We start from the raw sequence: 21,893 nt of genomic DNA on the forward strand, positions 1-21,893 counted from the left end.
TTAACATTTATAAACCGGGGCAAAAAAAATCCCTATTGGAAAATCTCTTTGTTCGGTAAAAAACTGATAAAAGACCGCAGGCTTGAAGGGTACTTGCGTTTATCCGGTTTGAATAAGAAGGAGCCCTTCTTTGACGACGCCTTTTCTTTTTCTTTTTGACGGATGATAAGACCTGAGCTTTTCAACTTCCGGACGAAGTTCCGCTTATCCAGTTCTTTACCGTAAACAGCTTCATAAAGATCTAACAATTGACGGATCGTGAATCTTTCAGGCAATAGTTCAAACAGAATGGGATGCAGCGCAGCCTTGTATTGCAGCCTTTCCCTGGCTCTTTCCACCATCTGCTGGTGATCGAAGATCAGGAGTGGTATAGCTGCCATCGGAAACCATTCGGCATGAAAATCTTCACTCAGTTGTTTTCTGTACCGGCCGATATCCACCAATGCATAATATACAACCGAAATAGTCCGTTCCATTGGGTCCCTTGAAGGATCTCCGAAGGCAGCGAGCTGCTCCATGAACACACCTTTGAGACCTGTAAGTTGTTCAAGGATACGGATAGCGGCGTTATCGAGACTTTCCTTTGGCCGTACGAAACCGCCCATCAAACTCCATTTGTTCATCTGAGGTTCAAATCCCCTTTTGATCAGTAACAATTTCAGTTTTTCTCCGTCGAATCCGAAGATCACGCAATCCACCGCTACGAGCATTTTATCAACCGGGTAATGTGTTACAGCCATTTCTATTTATTGGGAAGCGGTGTATTTTCAGTGAATCTAAGATGATATTTTCAAAATTCAAATTTTAAGTGTCTGTTTTACACTTATTTTTTTGATTCCGGGCAGTCATTCATTTTTCAAATTTCCAGCGATCGAAATTGAAGAGCTCACGCCCGGCCACCAGGTTCCTGCCATTGAAAGAAAAATAGAGATCGTGTATACCTGTAAGAGGCGTCAGAACCGGCGCTGTAAAGGTTTTCCATTTATCCCACCCGCCGGTTCGTGTAATTTGGATGGTAGTCAGTTTAACCCCACCGATACTGTCTGCAAACACTTCCAGGATGCCACCGCTCAGGCCGGCAGCCAGATCTGCCGAAAATTTTTTTGGAGCGCTTTTTCCGAAATCCACTGCACGCACTTTTATCCATCCTTTTGAGCGGATACCGGTAACAAAAACGCCGGTGCGCGTGTCCTGCCCTGTAGTGCAATTCTCTGCCCAGGCAATGGTCTCGGCCTCAACAGAACGATAAGGATCGATGGAACCAACTGCCTCAGGACCGGTTGCAGATATGGTAATGGCAGGAATGGTGCCATCATCATTATACCTGAAAGATTCTATGGCAGTGGAACGCCCGAAACTCCCTCCACCTTTCAGCAACCCTGTATGATAGAACAGATATGACCGGCCTTTGAAATCGATGATCCCGCCATGATTGGTGAAACTGTTGGTTGGCTGTTTGGTCATGATCTTCCCCTGGTAGGTCCAGGGACCTTCAGGAGATGTACTCATCGAGTAGGAAAGACATTCGGTCCCATTTTCCATTCCTGCAAACATCTGGTAATAATGACCATTCCTTTTGTAGAACCAGGGGCCTTCCACAAACATGTCTTTGTTCTGTTCTGCCTGTCTGTTTTGACTGGAATCCCTGTTGGGCGCCCTTCTCACACCACCAAATGAAGCCACAGACAAGGGAACTTCATTGATATTCCCTGTATAGCTGATCATATCGGAATTGAGCTTCACGTAATAAAGCTGGCCATTCCCCCAGTACAGGTATGCCTGACCGTTATCATCAATAAAAACGGTCGGATCTATATTGGACCAGCTGTTGGTTGTGATCAGCGGCTTGCCGATTGCATCCCTGAAAGGTCCGGTAGGTCCGTCACTCACTGCTACCCCGATAGCCATATTGTTCTTGTCCGTTTGCATACAAACGTACCAGTAAAATTTCCCGTTACGCCGGATACATTGAGCAGCCCAGGCCCTGTCTACCCCCCAGGAGAAACTTTCCAGTGAAATGGGCGCGCCATGATCAGTCCAGTTGACCATATCGGCTGATGAGAAAACCCTCCATTTTGTCATGTAATAAAATCCGTGTCCCGGAATATCGTCTCCCGTATATACATAAACGCTGTCTTTGTATACCATCGGCGCCGGATCAGGAGTATAATGCGTTTGGATAACAGGATTCTGCGCATGCAAGAGGTTGCCTGTAACAAGTGCAGACAGCAGGAAAATCATCGATCTCATCATTACAATTATTTTTTTTAAACGAAGAGCTTCCATATTATGGGACCACCACATCATTGGCAGAAGTAGCATACAGGCCGATGAGCGCACCTGTAAAACCTCCTGCCACATCAGTGCTCAGGATGTCACCCGAAACTACGCCTCCAATATTTTTGAACTGCTGGCCATCCGGAGAAAAACTGAAAGAATAATCATCGCCCTGTGCCGCCACTCTCAACAAAATACCGTTCCCGGAGGCGATCTTTTCACTGCCCAGGATCGTGGATTTACCATGACCGGTCCTTTCCAGAACGAGGTAGAGATCATCCCCTTTCCGTGTTATTCCGAATACATAATTGAAAGTTTCCTTCTGATAACAAACGATCCCTGCCAGGTCCTTTTCCGATTGTGGATTGTATTTCATCTTTACAGTTGCTTCAAAGCTGGCATGCTGTTGCCTGCAAAACAAAGTGGAAGTAGGTTCTGTAGCTTTGATAGTAACCGGCAGGGGTCTTATTTTCACGCCTTCCTTAGATGTGCTGATAAAATTTTCACGTGCTCCTCTTACTCCGATCCACCTGTAATCGAGTGAAGAAGCCGAAAGGTCATCCGTATAGGTAAAGTTGCCATTGGGAAGAAATCCATTCTGCCCGGTAAGATTGGTAACGCCTTTAGGCATCCGCACCCTGGGCTTCATCGGCACCAGTCCGTTCTCGAAAACGGGAAACTCCCCGCTCCAGTCAACAGGCAGGATAAAGGTTTCCCTGCCGGTATTCACCCTGTTCTTTTCATTGGGTCTAACGGCCAGGAATACCCCATAATATTTTCCATCCGGTCCTTCCACCAGGTCTGCATGACCTGCCCAATCCACCTTATTGTTCCTGTCTCTCGGAAAATAGCGCTGGGTGAGGATCGGATTACCGGGTGCTGGTTTGAAAGGTCCTTTTGGATCATCGCTCACGAAGATCACTTCACTATGCCATCCGCCTGTTCCACCTTCCGCACACATGAGATAATACTTTCCATTTTTCTTATAAAGATGTGGTCCTTCGATCCAGATGGGTTTCTGCGTTATATCCACGCCGCCATCCACGATGATCCTGTCTGTTCCAGCCACCACGGCATCTTTTTCCAGGTCGTATTCCCATAGCTTGATCACCCTGTGTCCATTATATAACTCTTTACCTCTGGGCGGGGCATCATTATGTACAATATAGGCTTTACCATTATCATCGAAGAACAGGGCCGGGTCGATGCCATCGAATTGCAGTTTGATGGGATCGCTCCACCCTTTAGCGGGGTCCTGTGATTTCACTACCATGTTACCGATGCCGCCGGCAATTTGGGTAGTGATCATATAGAATGTATTGTTATGCGGATTGTATTTGATGTCCGGAGCATAGATCCCTGCTGAGGTCCCGGCTTTCTCCACTTTCAATTGAGATGGCCTGTCTAGCACATGTCCGATCTGTTTCCAGTTCACCAGGTCTTTTGAATGAAACAAAGGAACGCCGGGCACCATTGAAAAAGAGGAATTGATCAGGTAATAATCATCTCCTTTTCGTGTAATGCTGGGATCGGGGTAGCATCCCTGCAAGATCGGACCGTAAAACTCTCCCTCATTCAATGGATTGTTCCTGTAGATCCTGTCGTTGCCCTGGTAAGTGAATTGTGTGAAAACAGGTTGGTTACCGGCGCTTATCCTTTTCTGTGAGAAAGCAGCAAAAGCGGACAGAACAGCTATCAATATACCTGACATTGACAGCAGTTTTCCGGAATTAATTTTACCGATGATCTTCTTCATTATTGAATTGCTTAATTATGCTTTGATATTTGAGGCTGAATTCTTTTATGCGTGGCTACGCTTAAATTCAATGAGGGCTTTTATATTCAGGCAATGCCAGCATCCTGTCTGCATACCGGGCTCCCAGGACCCTATACCCTTCAGCATTGAAGTGTAATTTGTCCGGAGCGGCAGCACATCCCTCCGATGATATTACCGAGGCTGATGGGATCAACCGGGGAAGTGTTGCAATGATCCTGTTCATGCTTGCGCAAACTCCACCCTGGTCTGCATGCACCAGCTCTCCGGCCAGGAGCGGCAGGCTATTGGGAGGCAGCTCCAGGTCCTTTAGAAGATTGTCGTATACCTTTTTTACTTTCAAAGGCCATAGTGTATCGTTGGTATTGGATTCACCCTGATGCAACAGGATGCCTTTGATAACACCATCGCGTTGCGCCAGTCTGGCCACTTCTACCAACCGGGCATAGGGATTACCCCCGTATTCATTAGCCATATTCTTTAACCAATCCGGGGCGGTGGCTATATAAGACAGGCAGCTATCTTTATCGAAGAGTTCAATTTTACAGCCGCCAACGGATACGTTGATCACTCCCACGCGTATATCGTCAGGCAGGTTGGCCACCAGTTTTCTTCCGAAATAATCTGCCGGCGTGAGGCCGGTATGGCAACGGCATAATGGAGGCCTGGCTGTATACCATTTTCCCATAGACCTGCCCAGCCTGGGACAATCCACCGCTTCCATTACCTGGAATCGTTCATTCACGGTAGTATCCTGCGGTTCAATCCTGGCGCTGCCTTCCATGTTCGACTGGCCGAGGCATAGATAGATATGGAATTTTTTGTCCTGCGCGTAAGAAGTTGCGTCTAACAAAACAATAAAAAAGAGCAGAGAACAGGACGATCTGATCAGCTTGCGTAGTAATTCTTTTTTCATACGAGTTCATATGGCATTCTGATCAAAAGTAAACCGGTGGTATTCTCTTTGTTGGGAGAAATGGAGAAAACAGTAGCACAAATGTTCATCAACAAGATGCCCGGCCATTCAACATTTGTGCTACACATTTTGACATCATACCCATTCCCGTTTTTTCTGTTCGGCTACATTTGTTGGTGATCGAATCTTACGCTCTTCCGCGCTATCCCGGCTATTTGCGTATGGCTGGCCAGGTTACCATCTAAAATCATAACGATCATGATATTGATCCATAAAGCAATTGTTTCATTACTGATATTCCTGATAGTTGTGCAGGCTAAAGCCCAGGATGGGGCCGGAGAACAGGCAAAGAACCCGGTAATATTTGCAGATGTTCCTGATATGTCCGTCATCCGCGTTGGCGACACCTATTACATGAGCAGCACCACGATGCATATGAGTCCCGGTGTTCCAATCATGAGATCGAAAGACATGGTGAACTGGACCATCGTTTCCTATGCATATGATATCCTCGATGATATGGGCCCCCTCAACCTGGAAAACGGGAAAAACAGCTACGGTCATGGTTCCTGGGCCAGCAGTCTGCGTTATCATAAAGGAACTTTTTATGTAAGCACTTTTGCAGGCAATACCGGCAAAACCTATATCTACACTACAAAAGATATTGAGAAAGGGCCCTGGAAGAAGATCAGCTTCGCTCCTTCCCTTCATGACCATTCTCTCTACTTCGCAGAAGATGGCAGGATCTTTATGGTGTATGGCGCTGGTAAGATCATGATCGCGGAGTTGGCAGAGGATCTTTCCGGCATCAAGCCGGGGACCATACCAACAGTGCTGATAGAGAATGCCAGCGCACCTGCCGGCAGCAATGTTGGTTTACAGGCGGAAGGTTCACAATTGTTCCGCATCAATAATAAGTTCTATCTCTTCAATATCTGCTGGCCGCGAGGCGGTATGCGTACCGTCATCATTCATCGTGCAGATAAACTGGAAGCCCCCTGGGAAGGACGGGTTGGCCTGCAGGACCTGGGCGTGGCGCAGGGCGGACTGATCAGTACGCCTGAAGGTAACTGGTATGCCTACCTGTTCCGGGATTACGGCGCAGTTGGACGGATCCCCTATTGGGTCCCTGTAAAATGGGAAAACGACTGGCCGGTATTGGGTGAGAATGGAAAAGTTCCTGTTCAATTGAACCTGCCTGCCAGCAAAGGATTGGAACCCGGTATCGTTACATCGGATGAGTTCAAACGCAAAAAAGGAGAACCAGCTCTTCCACTCGCCTGGCAATGGAACCATAACCCGGATAATAATAACTGGTCGCTCACCAAACGCCCTGGTTTTCTCCGTCTCACCACGGGCAGGATAGACTCTTCCATAATACAGGCACGCAATACGCTTACACAGCGGACCTTCGGTCCGCAATCATCCGGGGCTACGGCTATAGATGTATCGAATATGAAAGACGGTGATTGTGCAGGTCTGCTGCTATTGCAAAAAAAATATGGATGGGCAGGCGTTAAGATGGAGAATGGTGAACCATATATTGTGATGGTTAGTGCTGAATCAGGAACCCCCATCGAAATGCAACGGGTAGTGCTGAAAGGGAAAACGGTACATCTCAGGGCTGACTGCAACTTCATGGATCTTGCGGATAAAGCCGATTTCTATTACAGTTTGGATGGGAAAAAATGGACACAGATCGGAGGATCACTGAAGATGTCGTACACCATTCCCCATTTCATGGGTTACAGATTCGGGTTATTCAATTACGCTACGCTTTCAACAGGCGGATTTGCAGATTTCGATTATTTCCACATCGGTAAAACATTATGATGCAAGAGATCACTTACCAATAGTGGTAGTTTCATATAGCAATGAGCCCGATGTTTTTACATCGGGTATTTTTTTTAGAACAAGCCCGGACTATGGTATTGCTCACGATATTTTCCCGGAGTAAGACTGGTAACTTTTTTGAAAACTTTCATGAAATGCGGGAGGGTGTCAAAACCCAATACCTCACTGATCTGGGCAAGAGACTGATCAGTGGTTACCATCAGGTATTGCGCTCTTTCGATCCTCTTGGTGTGAATATAAGACAAGGGCCGCTCCCCTGTCATTTTCAAAAACAATCTTGAAAGATAATCCGGATGCAGGTTCACCATATTGGCAAGCATCTGTACAGTGAGGGTTTTATGAAGGTTCAGCTCGATATACCCTATCAGGTCCACCACTTTGGAAGGCAGTCCGGCAGCATTCGACTGCTGCAGTTGTTCAGGCACCAGGAATCTTGAAACGAGTTGCAGGAGAATACCCTGGGACTCCATAAACAGCGCATATCCCTGATTGTTATTCAGCTCTGCATATTCCTTATAATAAATGTTTTTCTCATATACCCTGGGATTATCGGAACGGTTGATCTTCCGGAATGGGTTGATCTCCAAAAGCCGTTGAACATTCAGTATGTCCTGCCGGCCGGCTTTTAGCTTCACTATTTTTCGCCTGTTATGGAACAATGAGATCCCTTCAGCTGTATCCTCGAAAAAATGAATGAAATATTGTTTCATCGATCCCGCACAATAAAGATTGCATAACGTAAAGGCAGGGATCAGGTACATAAAACCCGGTTCCAGCATACAGGTCCCGTCCTGATCAGAAACCTCTCCATGCCCTTCATCGATATAGTAAAGGCGGTAATAGGGACTCAAAACATTTTTGTAATTCCACTTTTTGCCCAACTGAACATGGTCTACGTTGAGCAGTGTGAAAGAATGCCTGAGGATCCTTTTGATCATAAGAGTTGAAGTCGGATTTATATAATGTAAAGTCGAATCTATGTATTTTTTCCTGCTTCCTTCGATTTTAGATTTAGACTGCAAATCCAAAGAATAGCAATATGGTACAACTCCCTCCTGTGATAGCGGGGACCAGTTCACTTGGCAATCTCTACACAGCTCTTCCTCCTGAAAAAAAGAAACAGATCGTGGCAGCATACCTGGAAACAGCTGGCAGGCCTGCAGTATTCGACTGTGCCGGAAAATATGGTGCGGGCCTTGCATTGGAGGCACTGGGCCGGTGTCTGAAAGAACTGGGTGTTCCTCCTGAAGAAGTGATGATCAGCAATAAGCTCGGCTGGGTCCGGACACCTCTTGAATCAGCTGAACCGGTTTTTGAACCGGGAATTTGGAAAGACCTCAGGCATGATGCCCGGCAGCAGATCGGTTATGATGAGATCATGGAATGTTTTGAACAGGGCAATGAGCTGCTGGGAGATTATAACGCAGGAATGGTTTCCATTCATGATCCGGATGAATATCTTTTTGCTGCCGGCAGTGAAGAAGATGCTGAAGTACGGTACACAAATATTCTCGATGGATACCGGGCCCTTACGGACCTGAAGCAACAGGGGTTGGTGGATTCCATCGGCATAGGTTCAAAAGACTGGAAAACGATACAAAGGATCAGCGGGGATATAATGCTGGATTGGGTGATGTTTGCCAATAGTCTTACAATATACAGTCATCCCACGGCATTGATGAATTTCGTGAATGAACTATCGGCTAATGGGGTCACAGTGATCAACTCTGCCGTGTTCCATGGAGGCTTTCTCACAGGTGGTGATTATTTCAACTATCGGCGGGTATCCAGGGATATTGAAGCACACCGGGATTTGTTTGTATGGAGGGACCGCTTTTATACCATCTGCAGGGAGTTTGGGATCAATCCTGCTTCAGCCGCCATCAGGTTTGCACTCGATATTCCCGGCGTGCACAGTATCGCGCTTAGCAGCAGCTCGCCGGCCCGCACCAGGGAGAACCTGTTGATGACTGATGCAGTTATCCCACAGGAGTTTTGGCAGGAAATGAAGGTACGGGGACTTCTATCTGAAAATGTCAGCAACAGCATCGATCAATAACCAATACTTGAATAAGCAATGAAATTCTTAAGTTGTCAGGAACCCGGCAAACTTGAATATGGCACAGCGACTGACCCAATCCCGCAGGAAGGGCATGTAATCATCAAAGTGAAGCATATCGGCGTTTGCGGAACCGACTTACATGCATACGAAGGCACCCAGCCCTATTTCACCTATCCAAGGATACTGGGTCATGAAATAGCCGGTGAGCTGGCAGACAATAATGGAATTACGGATTTAAAAGTTGGTGAGGCAGTCACCATCGTGCCATATTTTTCCTGCGGACATTGTATAGCCTGTCGCAGTGGAGCATTCAACTGCTGTGTATCCATCAAGGTATTTGGTGTACATATCGATGGAGGGATGCAGGAGTATATCAGCGTTCCCGCCAACAGCCTGGTGAAAGGTGAAGGATTATCGTTGCAGGAACTTGCACTAACGGAGCCGCTGGCCATCGGCGCTCACGCAGTACAAAGAGCGGCCATCTCTCCCGGCAACACGGTTGTAGTCTGCGGTGCAGGCGCTATTGGCCTTGGCATCATGGAAATGGCCAGGCTGGCCGGCGCCACCATTATTGCCATCGATGTAAATGAAAGAAGACTTGAATTCTGCCGGGAAAAAACGGGCGTCACGCACACCATTCATGCAGGCAGAACCAATGCGGTGGAAGCAGTAAGCGATATCACATCCGGCGATATGTCAGCTATTGTATTTGATGCAACAGGGAACCTCCAAGCCATCGAAAAAGGGCTCCAATACCTGGCACACAGCGGGAAATATATCCTGGTTGGTTTGCAAAAACAAGCGTTCAGTTTTTCCCACCCTGAGTTCCACAAAAGAGAAACAACGTTGATGAGCAGCCGAAATGCACTACGAAAAGATTTTGAAGCGGTTGTTTTGGCAATACGCAATAAAAAGATCGACCCGGCGTCCTTCATAACGCATACAGTACAATTCAGTGAGGTTGCGAATAATTTCGAAAGCTGGCTGAAACCGGAAAGCGGGGTGATCAAACCTATGGTCCGGTTTGACTGACCACAGACCGGCACGGTCAGCTCTAATAACCGATCAAGCTGTAAACACTTCCCTTCTGCGTATGCAGATCATATTCCCTTGTTGCCCTGATAACGGGAGCAGTGATAGTGGCTTTGGGTGAAACAACTGCCGGAGCTGTTTCTATAATTTGGAAGAAAGGGTTTTTATTTTCTCCCTTCGCAGGAGTAATTGTGAAGCGGCCTGCGGGCTTCAATCCATTGGGAGTCCGCAGCCGCAGGTTGCCTCCCAGCGTTGAGCGGATAACCAGTTTTGAAACCTTTCCATCTTTCCACTCCATTTGCACAATTTCAAAACCTCCCCATGCCCGCAGCCCTGATATTTTTCCTGAAGGCCAGGCATCGGGTAAGGCAGGTAAAAGATCGATGGCGCCATCTGCACATTGCAGCAGCATCTCGGTTATCCCTGATGTACAACCGAAATTCCCATCTATCTGGAATGGGGGATGTGCATCGAACAGGTTATTATAAGTTCCTCCACCGTCACGAATGACACCTACTGGTGTAAGCTGATTACGGATCAGCCTATAAGCATGATTGCCATCACGCATACGTGCCCACCAGTTCACTTTCCAACCCATGCTCCAGCCGGTTGAAACATCTGAACGCTGGATCAGGGTGTTCCTGGCAGCGCTGTACAGGGCTGGTGTTCTAAATGCAGAGATCTGATTGGATGGAAAGAGGCCATACAGGTGGGAGATATGACGGTGATGATCATTCGGATCATCGATATCATCCAGCCACTCCTGCAATTGCCCGTGTTGTCCAACCTGCATGGGCGGCAGGCGGTCCCGCATTCTTTTAAGTGTATCACAGAGAAGTTGATCTTTCCCCAGGATCCTTGCTGCACGGATCACCGTGTTGAATACATCGAAGACGATCTGGTTATCCATGGTAACACCTGCATCCAGTGATGAGCCCTGATGCGCGGCAGGCGCATTCTCCGGCGACAAACCAGGATTAACAACCAACCAGCGCCGCGCAGGATGCTCTACGAGGAAATCCACATAGAATAAAGCTGCATCACGTAACACAGGGTATACAGAGTCAAGGAACTTCTTATCTCCGTTATATAAGAAATGTTCCCAGAGATGCTGTACCAACCATCCCCCACCGGCGGTCCATGCCCCCCATTGTGCGCCATCAACAGCTCCCGTGACGCGCCAGATATCAGTATTGTGGTGGGCCATCCATCCTCGGGCGCCATACATCACGCGGGCTGTTTCACGTCCAGTAACAGCCAGTTCCCTGATCATTCGCAGGAAGGGCTCATGCAATTCAGAAAGATTGGTCCGTTCAGCCGGCCAGTAATTCATTTCAGCATTGATATTGATCGTATACTTGCTATCCCATGGTGGGCGCATGTGCTGGTTCCAGATCCCCTGCAGGTTGGCAGGCTGCCCGCCGGGTTGCGAGGAAGAGATCAGCAGATAACGGCCGAACTGATAATAGAGTGTCACCAGGTGTGGGTCCTCCGTGCTGTTGAAAAGTTTCAACCTCTGGTCGGTTGGTAATTTCGCAGCATCCGTATGTCCAAGGTCCAGCTTCACCCTGTTGAAATAATGGCGGTAAGCGGCTATATGTGCCGACCTGATAGCGTCATATGAAAAAACAGCAGCCTTCTTCAAAGCTGCTGCTGCCCGCTCATGCTCATTCCCACTGAGATCATTGTAATGTTTGAAATTGGATGCGATCGAAATATAGATGGTGGCAGAATTGGCTCCCTGCACAATCAATGCAGTATCATTCGAAACCAGTTTACCACCTTCCTGCTTCACACGAACCAGTCCTTTGAATTTTATCTTTCCGGTTACTCCTTCATGATCGATGGTAGTACCGGCAATCTCAAGCTCCATATTGGCCGATACATGTGTTGTTGCCCCGGGCTGCGGCGTAGTAAAAAATGCTTTGAAAGAAAGCTGTCCGGGTTTTGAAGCAGTCAACCTCACCACTACAACAGGATGCGCCAATGATGCCAACACTTCCCTCGTATACAACACATCCCCTGATGTATAAGAAGTTTTGGTTACTGCATTTTCTATATCCAGTTCCCGGTAATAATCAGCGTACGACTCATGACCTTCGAACAGCAGTTGCAAACTGCCAACAGGCTGAAACATCTGGCCATGTGATCCTTTGCTAATGATAGCTTTGTCCGCCAGTTTTTCCGCTTCTTTTTGTTTGCCTTCAAAAATAAGTTTCCTGATCTCCGGCAACGCTTCAAGAGCAGCCGGGTTATCATTCCTGTTAGGGCTGCCACTCCATACCGTATGTTCATTCAACTGAATGGTCTCGCGGGATACATTGCCATACACCATCGCCCCCATCCGTCCGTTACCAACTGGTAATGCATTTTCCCAGGTTTGACCTGCAGGGTGGTTGTACCACAATTTCAGCCCGGGAGCCTGCGCTATCCCTTTTACATGGAGCAGTACCAAAGCAAAACAAAAAAAGCGAAGTATGTATCTTGTCATAGGACCCGGAACTTAGGTAATAGAAATTCATTTAAAGAGCAGCGGCGCGAAAGAAAAAAGGTTGTTCCTCCATACCGGCCAAGTATGACCGCCGGGATATTCGCTATAGGAATATTTTAAAGAAAGGCCGTCGAACCTGGCAAGCATGTTTTTGCAATTATTGTAGGCAATATCTTCTTTACCTCCCATCGCGATCCACAGTAATTTAAGATTATTGTTGATAGCTGGAAGATTGTTGCTGATATAACTGTATTGCGCATCCGAAATGCTTTGCTGGGCAGGCAACCAACCAGAGCTGAATACACCCAGGTATCCGAACATATCTGTATTCTTCATTCCTGCGTAGAGAGTCTGGATCCCTCCCATCGAAAGACCTGCCAATGCCCTGTTTGCGGACCCTTTGGCTATCCGGAAATTATTTTCCACAAAAGGAATTACCGCCTGTTTCAGTTCATTTTCAAAAGCGCGCAGTACCTGCTCCGTAAAGCCGCCACCCGCGCCCATATTACCATCCATCATAACCACCAGCATTGGCTTTGCTTTACCTGCAGCAATAAGGTTGTCCATGATCAGATCGGTCCTACCCTGGCTGGCCCAGCCCCGCTCATCCTCTCCGCCGCCATGCAACAGGTACAATGCGGGATACAGCTCAGGACTTTTATCATAACCTGGCGGTGTATAGATATAGCATCTGCGCCATGAATTGGTGACTGCAGAAAAATAACGCTTGATGCGAATGTCGCCATGCGGTACATTCTTTACTCCATAATAGCCTCCATCCCTGAAAGGAATTTCGATCCCGCTTGCCATGCGTCCCATTCCATAAAAGGTTTCACTGGCAGGATCTGCCAATGCCAAACCATCGATGAGTAAGGAATAATAATGGAACCCTTCCCCAATGGAATCGGTTACTACATTCCAGAATCCATCCGCGTCTTTTACCATATCATATTTACGGCCCAGGTCTACCTGTACCTGCCTTGCTTCGGGAGCTTTAACGCGGAAGGCTACCCGGTTATCCGGCAATACCTGTGGATAGGTTGCTGATCGTACATTGGTGCTGGCCGGAGTGCCCAGTATCGTAAAACGCCGGAAAGAAGAAGTGTCTACGGGTTTGAAAAGAAATTGACTGAACATATAGAGACCATTCTTCCATACTTTGAAATCGTGTACACCCGGTTCGATGTAATAGATATGGGGCACATTTTTTTCGTAGAGATAGTCGTGGGTCCTTTTACTGAAAGTGATAAGATTGTCTTTATCGCCACAGGAGATCCAGAGCAATTTGAGTTGTCGTTTTGCCGCTTCCGGATCTGGAACCAATTGTTCCGGCGCCCTGGTATTGGGAGCGGAGGAGAATCCGCCTACCCAGGCAAAGCGGTCAAGGTTTCCGAGGCCAAAGTTAAGCGACTGCCCTCCTCCCATCGAAAGACCTGCAATTGCGCGGTGTTCCCTGTCTTTCAACACCGGATATTTCTTTTCTATAAAAGGGACCAGATCATTCAACAGGTCCTGTTCAAATGTGGCAAATGCCTGCACTTTGTCAGGGGCCATGATATTTCCGGTAGCCCTGTCATCTTTCATGGCCCTGCCATTGGGCATTACCACGATCATTGGCGCCAGCTTACCTTCTGCATACAGGTTATCCAAAATGATTTGCGGCTTACCATGGTTAAACCATTCTTTTTCATCGCCACCTATTCCATGCAGCAGGTACAGTACGGCATATTTATTCCTGGAAGAGAATCCCGGCGGCGTATAAACGAGCGTTTTGCGAACAGCGCCTACTGTTTTGGAGCGATAACTGACCGTATCGATCTTACCATGCGGGATACCGCTTCTTTCAATATCAAAACCTGCTGGCGCTTCCTTCACAGAAGGCTGGGCAAAAGAATGGAATCGAAGAAGAAGGCATACAAACAGGAAGAGAAACCTGTTATTCATAACGGCAATATTATTTCAGCAATTAATGAACGATGTAAGGGTTGAAGGTTTCCATCTTAACACCCCTGTCGCGCAATACGATGGTATCTTTGAAAGCATGGGTGGTAGTTCCAAAATCTGCCTGGTACTGCAGGTACAGCACATCTCTTTTTTCATTTCCCCACATATCGCCTTTCTTTACCAGCTCACCGGTTCCTGTGATGGTATAGGATGCTGTAGCAGGGTTGGCAATACTGCATTTTCCCTGGTTATCGAAATGCAGGATCAGTTGGAAAGGCACATTCACATTCCCGCGATTCTTCGCATTCAGGGAAACAGACACTTCATTGAGAGAAGTGGTGACCATATTGCAAAGCTCATCCTTTTCAACAAATGGCGCATGGTAAATCACTGTTGTGTCCAGCGCCGTATTACCTCCTGCTCCATTTACATTATCTATCCCCCTGCGCAAATAGGTTCCATGATAGGGGTTGATATACTTTACTGCAAATAGCACATAATCTTTTGGCACTGTAACCCAATCTCCGGCATTCCTCCGGTCGGGGTCCGGAAGATTGCTCTTACCGCTAAGTACAGAATCGGCATTTGTTACTCCAGTGATGCGCATCGGAATAACGAAAGTATTTTTGATGGAGCGCGGGTCCTGGAAGAATTCATCTTTCAATTGCACTTCAAGACCGCCCATGAATTTACCTGAAGGGATCAGGATCGTCTGGTCTTTGGTTGAAGGTAAAGAGTAATAGCTCTCAGGCATCATTACAATATCGTCACCGGCAGCTGATTCAAATTTCAGGTCCTGCGCCAGCGATGGATCTGCAACAACAGTCAAAGTAATATTCTTCTTATTTTCATATACTCCACCCATGGTAGCCATCACAAGGCATTTATGCTGGTTATCCAAGGTATTGTCATAAATATCCTCTCCCAGCACCAGTGTTTTTACAGGCGATTGATAAGGGAAATAAACAGTGGAATATTTATAGTCGGGAAATACAGTATCCTTATTGGAGCATGAGTAAAAGACCACCAGAAGTATGAACGACAGCAATATCAATTTTTTCATTTGTCTATTTTTTTATGGTTAGGCAACCAGTTCTACCACCCCTTGTTTTGCAGCAGGTTTAATTTCAGAACATCATTATAGGGCAAAGGACCGTAGTTCATATAGTCTGCATACTGCCTGTTCTCAACATTACTGACCGTGTATACATTATTGTTGATACTAACTCCTTTGGCCGGTTCAGTAAGGTTTTCATTCCACCTGCGCAGGTCCCAGAACCTGAACCCTTCGAAGCACAGCTCTATCCTTCTTTCGTTGTGGATCAGCTTTCTCATATCATCTTTACTGGTAACAGAAGCAAGATAAGCATCAGGCTGTGTTATTCCTGCCCTGTTCCGGATTGCGGCAATCACTTCCCTGGCGGAATAACTGTGTGCACCTTTACCATCGGGTCCCCATGCTTCATTGGCAGCTTCTGCATAAGCGAGGAACAATTCCGTATACCGGATATACGGCACATAATGTCTCTGCGTATTGGTGCTGGCCGGATTGAGGTTCACATCTTCGCGGAGCAGTTTACGCATATAGTAGCCGGTACGGGTAGAGGTGGAAATAGCATTCAATCCATCATCGGAAGTGCCGACCCTTGTATAGATAGTGGCGCCGCCGGGTCCCATCTTGCTTCCATTCACCACAATATACAGCGCCAGACGCGGGTCCCTGTTTGTATAGGGATTGCCGGCATCATAGCCGCTGGCAGGATCGTTAACCGGAAAACCGTTCAACATGGGGAATGCATCCACCAGGTTCTGTGTTGGGTTCACCCGTCCATTACCATAGAGTGTTGGAGGATAATTATCCCTTTCCAGGTTATTCCCATCGCCTACATTACCTCTCCAAAGCACTTCCCGTGGATTATTCCCTGCCGCCAAACCGTTGATCTCACCTGCGTTCTTGCTCGCATACCAGTACACCCCATTATTGGCAATGCCAGACAATCCGCCGATAAGGTCCAATACTGCTGCTGCATCATCTGCTGCTTTATCCCAGGTGATGGAAGTTCCCTGTGCGTAGGCAGGACTTGCAGCGAGTAAAGATATTTTCGCACGGATTCCTTTTATAATACGAGAAGTCATTCGTTGTGCATTATAGGCGCCAAATACGCGGTTGTAATCAGACACTGTTGTTTTACCTGCATACTTCGATGGTATTTCTCCGGCGGACCCGATATTCACAAAATCTAGGGGCAGAAAACTTTCCGCCATTTCCAGGTCTTTGTAAGCCTGTTGCACACATTCTTCAAAAGTATTGCGCGGCACCCTGAATTCGGATTTGCTATCCAATGATTTTGTGAGTATGGGTACTCCCAGCAACTTATTGTCTGTTCCCCAACCACCATGCGCCTGCAATAAATAGAACATGAACAATGCCCTAAGTCCATATGCTTCACCTTTAACCCTGTCGTTGAACATCTCTTTCGTGTGTTCGCCTGTCGATGCCCAGTTCACTTTGTCGGCTTCCTCCAAAATCAAATTCAAATATTGAATGGCGGCGAATGATCCTGTCCATTGGTCCATCGGATTGTTGATGGATGACCAGTTACCGGTGGCCATCAAGCGAAAACTGTTGTTGGGGTTGTTAGACACTGCATCATCAGTGGCAACATCATTGAGGGAATAACTACCCAACGGTAAACGTACATAACCATTCAGCAAAAGACCTTCTGCAAATGCCGCATCATTGTAAATATCACTCAGCCCGCGATTATTTTCATCGGCAGGGTTCAAAATCTTTTTACAGCTGCAAAAGGCGATGCCCAAAGCAAATATGAAAATATAACTAGCTTTCATAAAATTAGTTGTTTCGAGATTACCTAAAATTCACCTTTCACGCCAAAATTGTAGGACCTTGATTGTGGTATGGAACCGATATTCAGTTCAAGGATCTCCCTGTTTTTGGCAATTGTAAGCAGATCAAAGCCACTAACGTAGATGTTCACCCCTTTTACGAATGATCCCTTCAGGATCTTTTTTGGCAATGACCAGGTAAGTTGCACTTTTGAGATGTTGAACCTGTCGGTGCTGTAAGTCCAGTAATCAGAGTTGCGAAAATTATTTCCGCTGCCAAGCGTACTCAATGCCGGATAGCTGGCAGTGTTCTTTGTTTCTTCCGTCCAGCTGTTCCGCACTACCCCTGAATATTTAGCAGCTCCCGTTACCCAGAAATAATCACCGTTCTTTATGGCTGTTCCACCAAATGATCCGGTTCCCAGCACAAAGAGTGTGAAATCTTTCCATTGCGCAGTAATATTCAAACCTCCGGTAAAAGGGCTGCTCCAGCGTCCTAACATCACTTCATCCCGCTCGTCAATCACTTTATCGCCATTTTGATCTACATACCTGATATCACCCGGCTTTACAGTACCGAATCTTTGGGTTGCATGCTGATCAATTTCACCCTGGTCTCCAAAAAGGCCCTGACTTTGCAGTCCGAAAATCGCATCTACCGGTTTACCAGCGCGGTTGCGGTAAGCATCGGTGAATAATTCATCACGCTTCAGCGCCTTTGTAGTAACATAAGTGCCTGCTGCTCCAAGAGTGAGCCTGACCTCACCTACCCTTTCATGAAAATTCACACTGAAATCGAATCCCTGGTAACGGTTTGCCCCGAAGTTGGCGTAAGGCACAAAAGATGTTTCAGGATAACCGGTAAAAAAGAATCCGGGATACAGGCTATAGTTCTGCACAGGCATTCCATCTTTTTTGATATGGAACAAACTGGCCATGAAATCGATCTTTCCTTTATACAATGCGCCCTCGATGCTCAGATTGAACTCCTTTCTTTTGGCATAAGTAAGCCCCAGGTTCTCACCGCGGGAAATGGTGGTGGTGCGGTTGACGAAGGTCCCATCTGCCCAGGAGTAATAAGCCGTAGGAGAATAAACGGCATCGTACAGGTAGTAATTATTAATGCCAAAGTCCAGGTCTGTATTCACAATACCGGCAGAAGCCGTCAGTTTCAGGCGGTCCACCACAGCGGAATTTTTCAGAAAATCCTCTTCGCTCAGCACCCATCCCAGGCTGGCGGTTGGGGAAAATGCCACACGTTTGCCTGCTGGCAGCCTGGTGCTGTTCACAACCGCTCCGCTGAATTCCGCATAATATCTCTGATCGAAATTGTATCCCAGGTGCAGTCCGGCATTTGCGTTTGTACGGTACTGGTAGTCGCCCGTCTGCCTCCTGCGCATGCCATCAGCCAAAAGCATTACGGATACATTGTGCTTTTCCCGGAAGGTGTTTTTATAGTTGATCTGAAAATTGAAATCGATCAGCTGATCACTCCAGGTATTGCTGAGGTTTTGTGTACCGGGCCTGGCATCCTTGTTATACATGGTAAGGTCCGTAATGGAATCCTTACCATTGATCTTATTCCAGGTGGGCACATAGATCGCATAAGTATTGTTCACAGATTCATTATACCGGTTTGAATAGTCCACGCTCACTTCACCGTGAAAAGACAGTCCGCTCAACAAATTCCTGAGATCCACATCTATACCGCTGGTATACTGAAATTGCCTGTTGGTGAAAATATTATAACCTGCGCCATAAACATCAGAGATAGGATTTGTGAGAAATTGCTGGGTGCCTCCCTGTAAATACTTTCCTTCTATCAAATTCCGGCGGCCACCCGCCAGCGCCTGCGCTCCCTTGGATCCTGCTGCTATATAACTGACAGGGATAAGCGGCGCAAAGCGATGTGGCTGCAAACTATCTGCACGCTGCCAGTAATTTCCCAATGCATTCCTGCTGGTGAAAAAAACGGCAGACACATTTACATAGGTGCTGATAAAATTATTCAATTTAAGATCGATATTACCACGAAGGTTCAGCCGGGTAATATGCTCATCCTTTCCTTCACCAAAATTCAGCAGTGAATTTTGATTATGGAAACCAGCCAGCGCATAGAACCTGGCACGTTCAGTACCACTTGAGAATTCGGCATTGGCCGTATGTGTATTAAAAAATTTGCGCAAATAATCAGAAGAGAAATAATCGATATCGGGATATTGGTAAGGGTTTGAATGTGCGGCATGTTTTGCGATGGTGGAGTCTGCATATAAAGCAGGCAAGCCATCGTTCTTCAATGCCTGGTTGTAATAGGTCATATAATCGGCAGCACCCAGATAATCAGGATATGATTTCGGTTTGCTCACCATTGTATTGAGACGCACATTGATTACCGGGGCGCCGGCCTTCCCCCTTTTTGTGGTGATCATCATCACGCCGTTTGCTGCGCGGCTACCATATAACGCAACAGCATTTGCCCCTTTCAGGAATGTGATCTGTTCAATTTCGTTTGTAGTGACGTCAGTAACAGACCGGGGCACTCCATCGATGAGAACGAGGGCTGCACCCAGGTTCCATAAATTGGTCCCTCCGGCAAATGCTTCAATGCCTTCGAGGGGATTGGTGCCATAATGCTTATCGAGGTATTGAGGAGGATTCAATATGGAAATGGCGCCAGGAGCATCTTTCCTGTCAACTGTCCTGTATGCTACATGCACCAGTGAATCTTTGCCGGGGGTTTGCAGGTCTTTTGAGTTGGCGGAAGTCTGTCCCAGGGCATCCGGACCAATCCCCGCACACAATCCACAGGACAGCACCACTCCAGCTAATATATTTTTTTTCATTTATTTCCTTTTAATCTTTTTGAACGAACGCAATTAATAGCCGGGGTTCTGAGGAAAGGAGAGATACAGGTTCACATCGTTTACCTTCAGAGGCAACCAGTAATTCTTATCCTCGAATTTGCGTGTTACCAGTATTTTCTCCCTTATATTTATCGGATTGCCGTTGATATCGCGATCAAATTCAATGGCAGTTTTTTCCCTGTACTTCAATTGGTCAGCAAGCAGCCATCTGCGCAGATCGTTGTAACGGAATTCCTCTTCAAACCCAAGTTCCATCGCGCGTTCACGAATGATCTCTCCCATGAATTTCTCTTTGTCCGCAACAAATTTTGCATCAACCCTTCCGGCGCCGCAGCGGTCCCTCACTTTGTTGAAGGCTGCTTCAGCAGTGATATAATTGGGACCATTGCTTGTTGCAGAACCGTATCCCTGCAATACTGCTTCTGCGTACATCAGGTATACATCAGCGAGACGCATATAGGCCAGCTGCATATGGTTATTGGGGAAATTATCGATATTGTTGGCTGTCATCGGAGTGAGCTTCCGGAGAAGATATCCTGTGCGTCCGATAGCGGAGTTATCACGACTGTGCCCGTTATTTGCCAGATTGGTATAACGGAATTTTTCTTTATCGGCCGGCGCAGACCCTTTGATGACCTGGTCCCTGTCTATCACGATATCATGATAAAAGCGCGGATCACGGTTCACCCAGGGATTGGCCGGATCATAACCTGACATTGGATCATCAATTGGTAAACCATTCGCCATGCCATAATTCTCCACAAACCTTGCATTCGGGGATGCATAACCGCCACCGATATTTCCTTCGGCAAATATGGAACTCGGCCCCCAGGGACAACCGGTAAACCAGGCGCTGTATACCGGATTCTGAAAAATAGCTTCAGGATATCCGGGAATGAAACTTCCGCCATTGGTGTAGAAAAGATTACTGTATTTGGAAAATTCGATCAGTCTTACCCAGGTCTCACCATTATCAACCAGCTTCAGTAATTCCGCAAATGCCTCTGCCGCTTTCATGCAATAGTTCACATCAAAACCTGCATTGCCGGTGGATGAACGATTCATCAGCGGGCTACCGGCATACAAATAATTCTTGCCAAGATACCCCAGGGCAGCGGTTTTGGTTAGACGAAGCTGATTCTTGCCCAGCGTAGCCTTACCTGCTTCCGTGTTATCCCAGTTGACTGGTAAAAGATTGGCTGCTTCTCTGAAATCTGCCGCCACACGATCTGCCATGGCATGATAAGTCAGGCGCGGCAACTCAAGTTTTGCACTGGGCGATAATACTGTATCGATGAAAGGAAGTCCACCCCAATAGGTCATCAATTCAAAATGGTACCAGCCTCTGAAAAATAATAATTGTCCTTTGATCAGGTCTTTCTCCTCCTGCGTACCGTTAAGTTTATCCATATTGGCCAATCCTAAATTGGCTTTATGGATCCCATACCAGGAATTTGGCCACAGGCCCTTTCCATGCCCGGTTGCCGGGTCGGCAACATACCTGGGAGCATCCAGCCATGAGATCCATTCACCCGTGGTCCAACACCAGGAGTCACCATTGTCCAGTTGCTCATTCAACCAGGTAACGCCGGTCTTATGGATGATCTCATCGCCCAGGATCCAGTCACAGGCCCAGGTCTTACTTGTATATTCAGGAACCAGGGAATAAAGCTCTTCAGTGAAGCCCTGGAAATTTGTAAAATTGATGAAGGCGTCGGTTGGAGATACATCTGCTGCAGGAGCCCTGTCAAGATAACGCGTACAACCAACCATCCCCGTTAGCGCCAGAAAGATAAAGCTGGCAATGATAATATTCTGATACCTTTTCATAA

Annotated in this window: 14 protein-coding genes; 3 read left to right on the top strand and 11 right to left on the bottom strand. The window is 47.0% G+C overall.

The annotated features are described in order from the left end of the window. Positions 1-32 precede the first annotated feature (32 nt). From D9Y29_RS00895 to D9Y29_RS00910, 4 genes are all read right to left on the bottom strand, one after another. Positions 33-740, bottom strand: coding sequence for an NUDIX hydrolase (locus D9Y29_RS00895; protein ID WP_127124552.1), 708 nt, complete (start codon positions 738-740; stop codon positions 33-35). Positions 741-849: 109 nt separating this feature from the next. Further along, positions 850-2,253, bottom strand: coding sequence for a glycoside hydrolase family 43 protein (locus D9Y29_RS00900; RefSeq protein WP_206513676.1), 1,404 nt, complete (start codon positions 2,251-2,253; stop codon positions 850-852). Between the two features lie 34 nt (positions 2,254-2,287). Continuing rightward, positions 2,288-3,988: a glycoside hydrolase family 43 protein gene (locus D9Y29_RS00905; protein ID WP_206513677.1), complete on the bottom strand. Its 1,701-nt coding sequence runs from the start codon at positions 3,986-3,988 to the stop codon at positions 2,288-2,290. A 112-nt stretch (positions 3,989-4,100) separates the two neighbouring features. Next, on the bottom strand, positions 4,101-4,967 hold the full coding sequence (locus D9Y29_RS00910; RefSeq protein WP_127124554.1) for a sialate O-acetylesterase: 867 nt from the start codon (positions 4,965-4,967) through the stop codon (positions 4,101-4,103). A 258-nt stretch (positions 4,968-5,225) separates the two neighbouring features. Between D9Y29_RS00910 and D9Y29_RS00915 the strand changes: the two genes are divergently transcribed. Then, complete coding sequence (locus tag D9Y29_RS00915) at positions 5,226-6,800, top strand: glycoside hydrolase family 43 protein (protein WP_127124555.1); 1,575 nt, start codon at positions 5,226-5,228, stop codon at positions 6,798-6,800. A 74-nt stretch (positions 6,801-6,874) separates the two neighbouring features. On the opposite strand, the gene D9Y29_RS00920 is transcribed toward D9Y29_RS00915, so the two are convergent. Next, positions 6,875-7,759: a helix-turn-helix domain-containing protein gene (locus tag D9Y29_RS00920; RefSeq protein ID WP_127124556.1), complete on the bottom strand. Its 885-nt coding sequence runs from the start codon at positions 7,757-7,759 to the stop codon at positions 6,875-6,877. 101 nt (positions 7,760-7,860) lie between these two features. On the opposite strand from D9Y29_RS00920, the gene D9Y29_RS00925 reads away from it, so the two are divergent. Both D9Y29_RS00925 and D9Y29_RS00930 read left to right on the top strand, forming a co-directional pair. After that, complete coding sequence (locus tag D9Y29_RS00925; protein WP_127124557.1) at positions 7,861-8,880, top strand: aldo/keto reductase; 1,020 nt, start codon at positions 7,861-7,863, stop codon at positions 8,878-8,880. Between the two features lie 18 nt (positions 8,881-8,898). Continuing rightward, on the top strand, positions 8,899-9,915 hold the full coding sequence (locus D9Y29_RS00930) for a zinc-binding alcohol dehydrogenase family protein (protein WP_127124558.1): 1,017 nt from the start codon (positions 8,899-8,901) through the stop codon (positions 9,913-9,915). A gap of 22 nt (positions 9,916-9,937) precedes the next feature. Here D9Y29_RS00930 and D9Y29_RS00935 read toward each other — a convergent pair whose 3' ends face one another. Genes D9Y29_RS00935 through D9Y29_RS00960 form a run of 6 tightly spaced genes read right to left on the bottom strand, consistent with a single transcriptional unit; the run spans position 9,938 to position 21,891 of the window. After that, positions 9,938-12,406: a glycoside hydrolase family 95 protein gene (locus D9Y29_RS00935; protein ID WP_127124559.1), complete on the bottom strand. Its 2,469-nt coding sequence runs from the start codon at positions 12,404-12,406 to the stop codon at positions 9,938-9,940. 27 nt (positions 12,407-12,433) lie between these two features. After that, entirely contained in the window at positions 12,434-14,350 is a 1,917-nt protein-coding gene (locus D9Y29_RS00940; protein WP_127124560.1) for an alpha/beta hydrolase-fold protein, read from the bottom strand. Between the two features lie 22 nt (positions 14,351-14,372). After that, on the bottom strand, positions 14,373-15,413 hold the full coding sequence (locus D9Y29_RS00945; RefSeq protein ID WP_127124561.1) for a DUF5627 domain-containing protein: 1,041 nt from the start codon (positions 15,411-15,413) through the stop codon (positions 14,373-14,375). A gap of 32 nt (positions 15,414-15,445) precedes the next feature. After that, positions 15,446-17,200 carry a RagB/SusD family nutrient uptake outer membrane protein gene (locus D9Y29_RS00950; RefSeq protein WP_127124562.1) on the bottom strand — a complete coding sequence of 585 codons (1,755 nt, stop codon included), beginning with the start codon at positions 17,198-17,200 and terminating at the stop codon, positions 15,446-15,448. 23 nt (positions 17,201-17,223) lie between these two features. Further along, the gene (locus D9Y29_RS00955) at positions 17,224-20,040 is read right to left on the bottom strand and encodes a SusC/RagA family TonB-linked outer membrane protein (RefSeq protein WP_127124563.1); all 2,817 of its coding nucleotides are present in this window, start codon (positions 20,038-20,040) and stop codon (positions 17,224-17,226) included. 33 nt (positions 20,041-20,073) lie between these two features. Next, positions 20,074-21,891, bottom strand: coding sequence for a RagB/SusD family nutrient uptake outer membrane protein (locus D9Y29_RS00960; RefSeq protein WP_127124564.1), 1,818 nt, complete (start codon positions 21,889-21,891; stop codon positions 20,074-20,076). Positions 21,892-21,893 lie beyond the last annotated feature (2 nt).

Source organism: Pseudoflavitalea rhizosphaerae, assembly GCF_003991355.1.
GTDB lineage: Bacteria > Bacteroidota > Bacteroidia > Chitinophagales > Chitinophagaceae > Pseudobacter > Pseudobacter rhizosphaerae.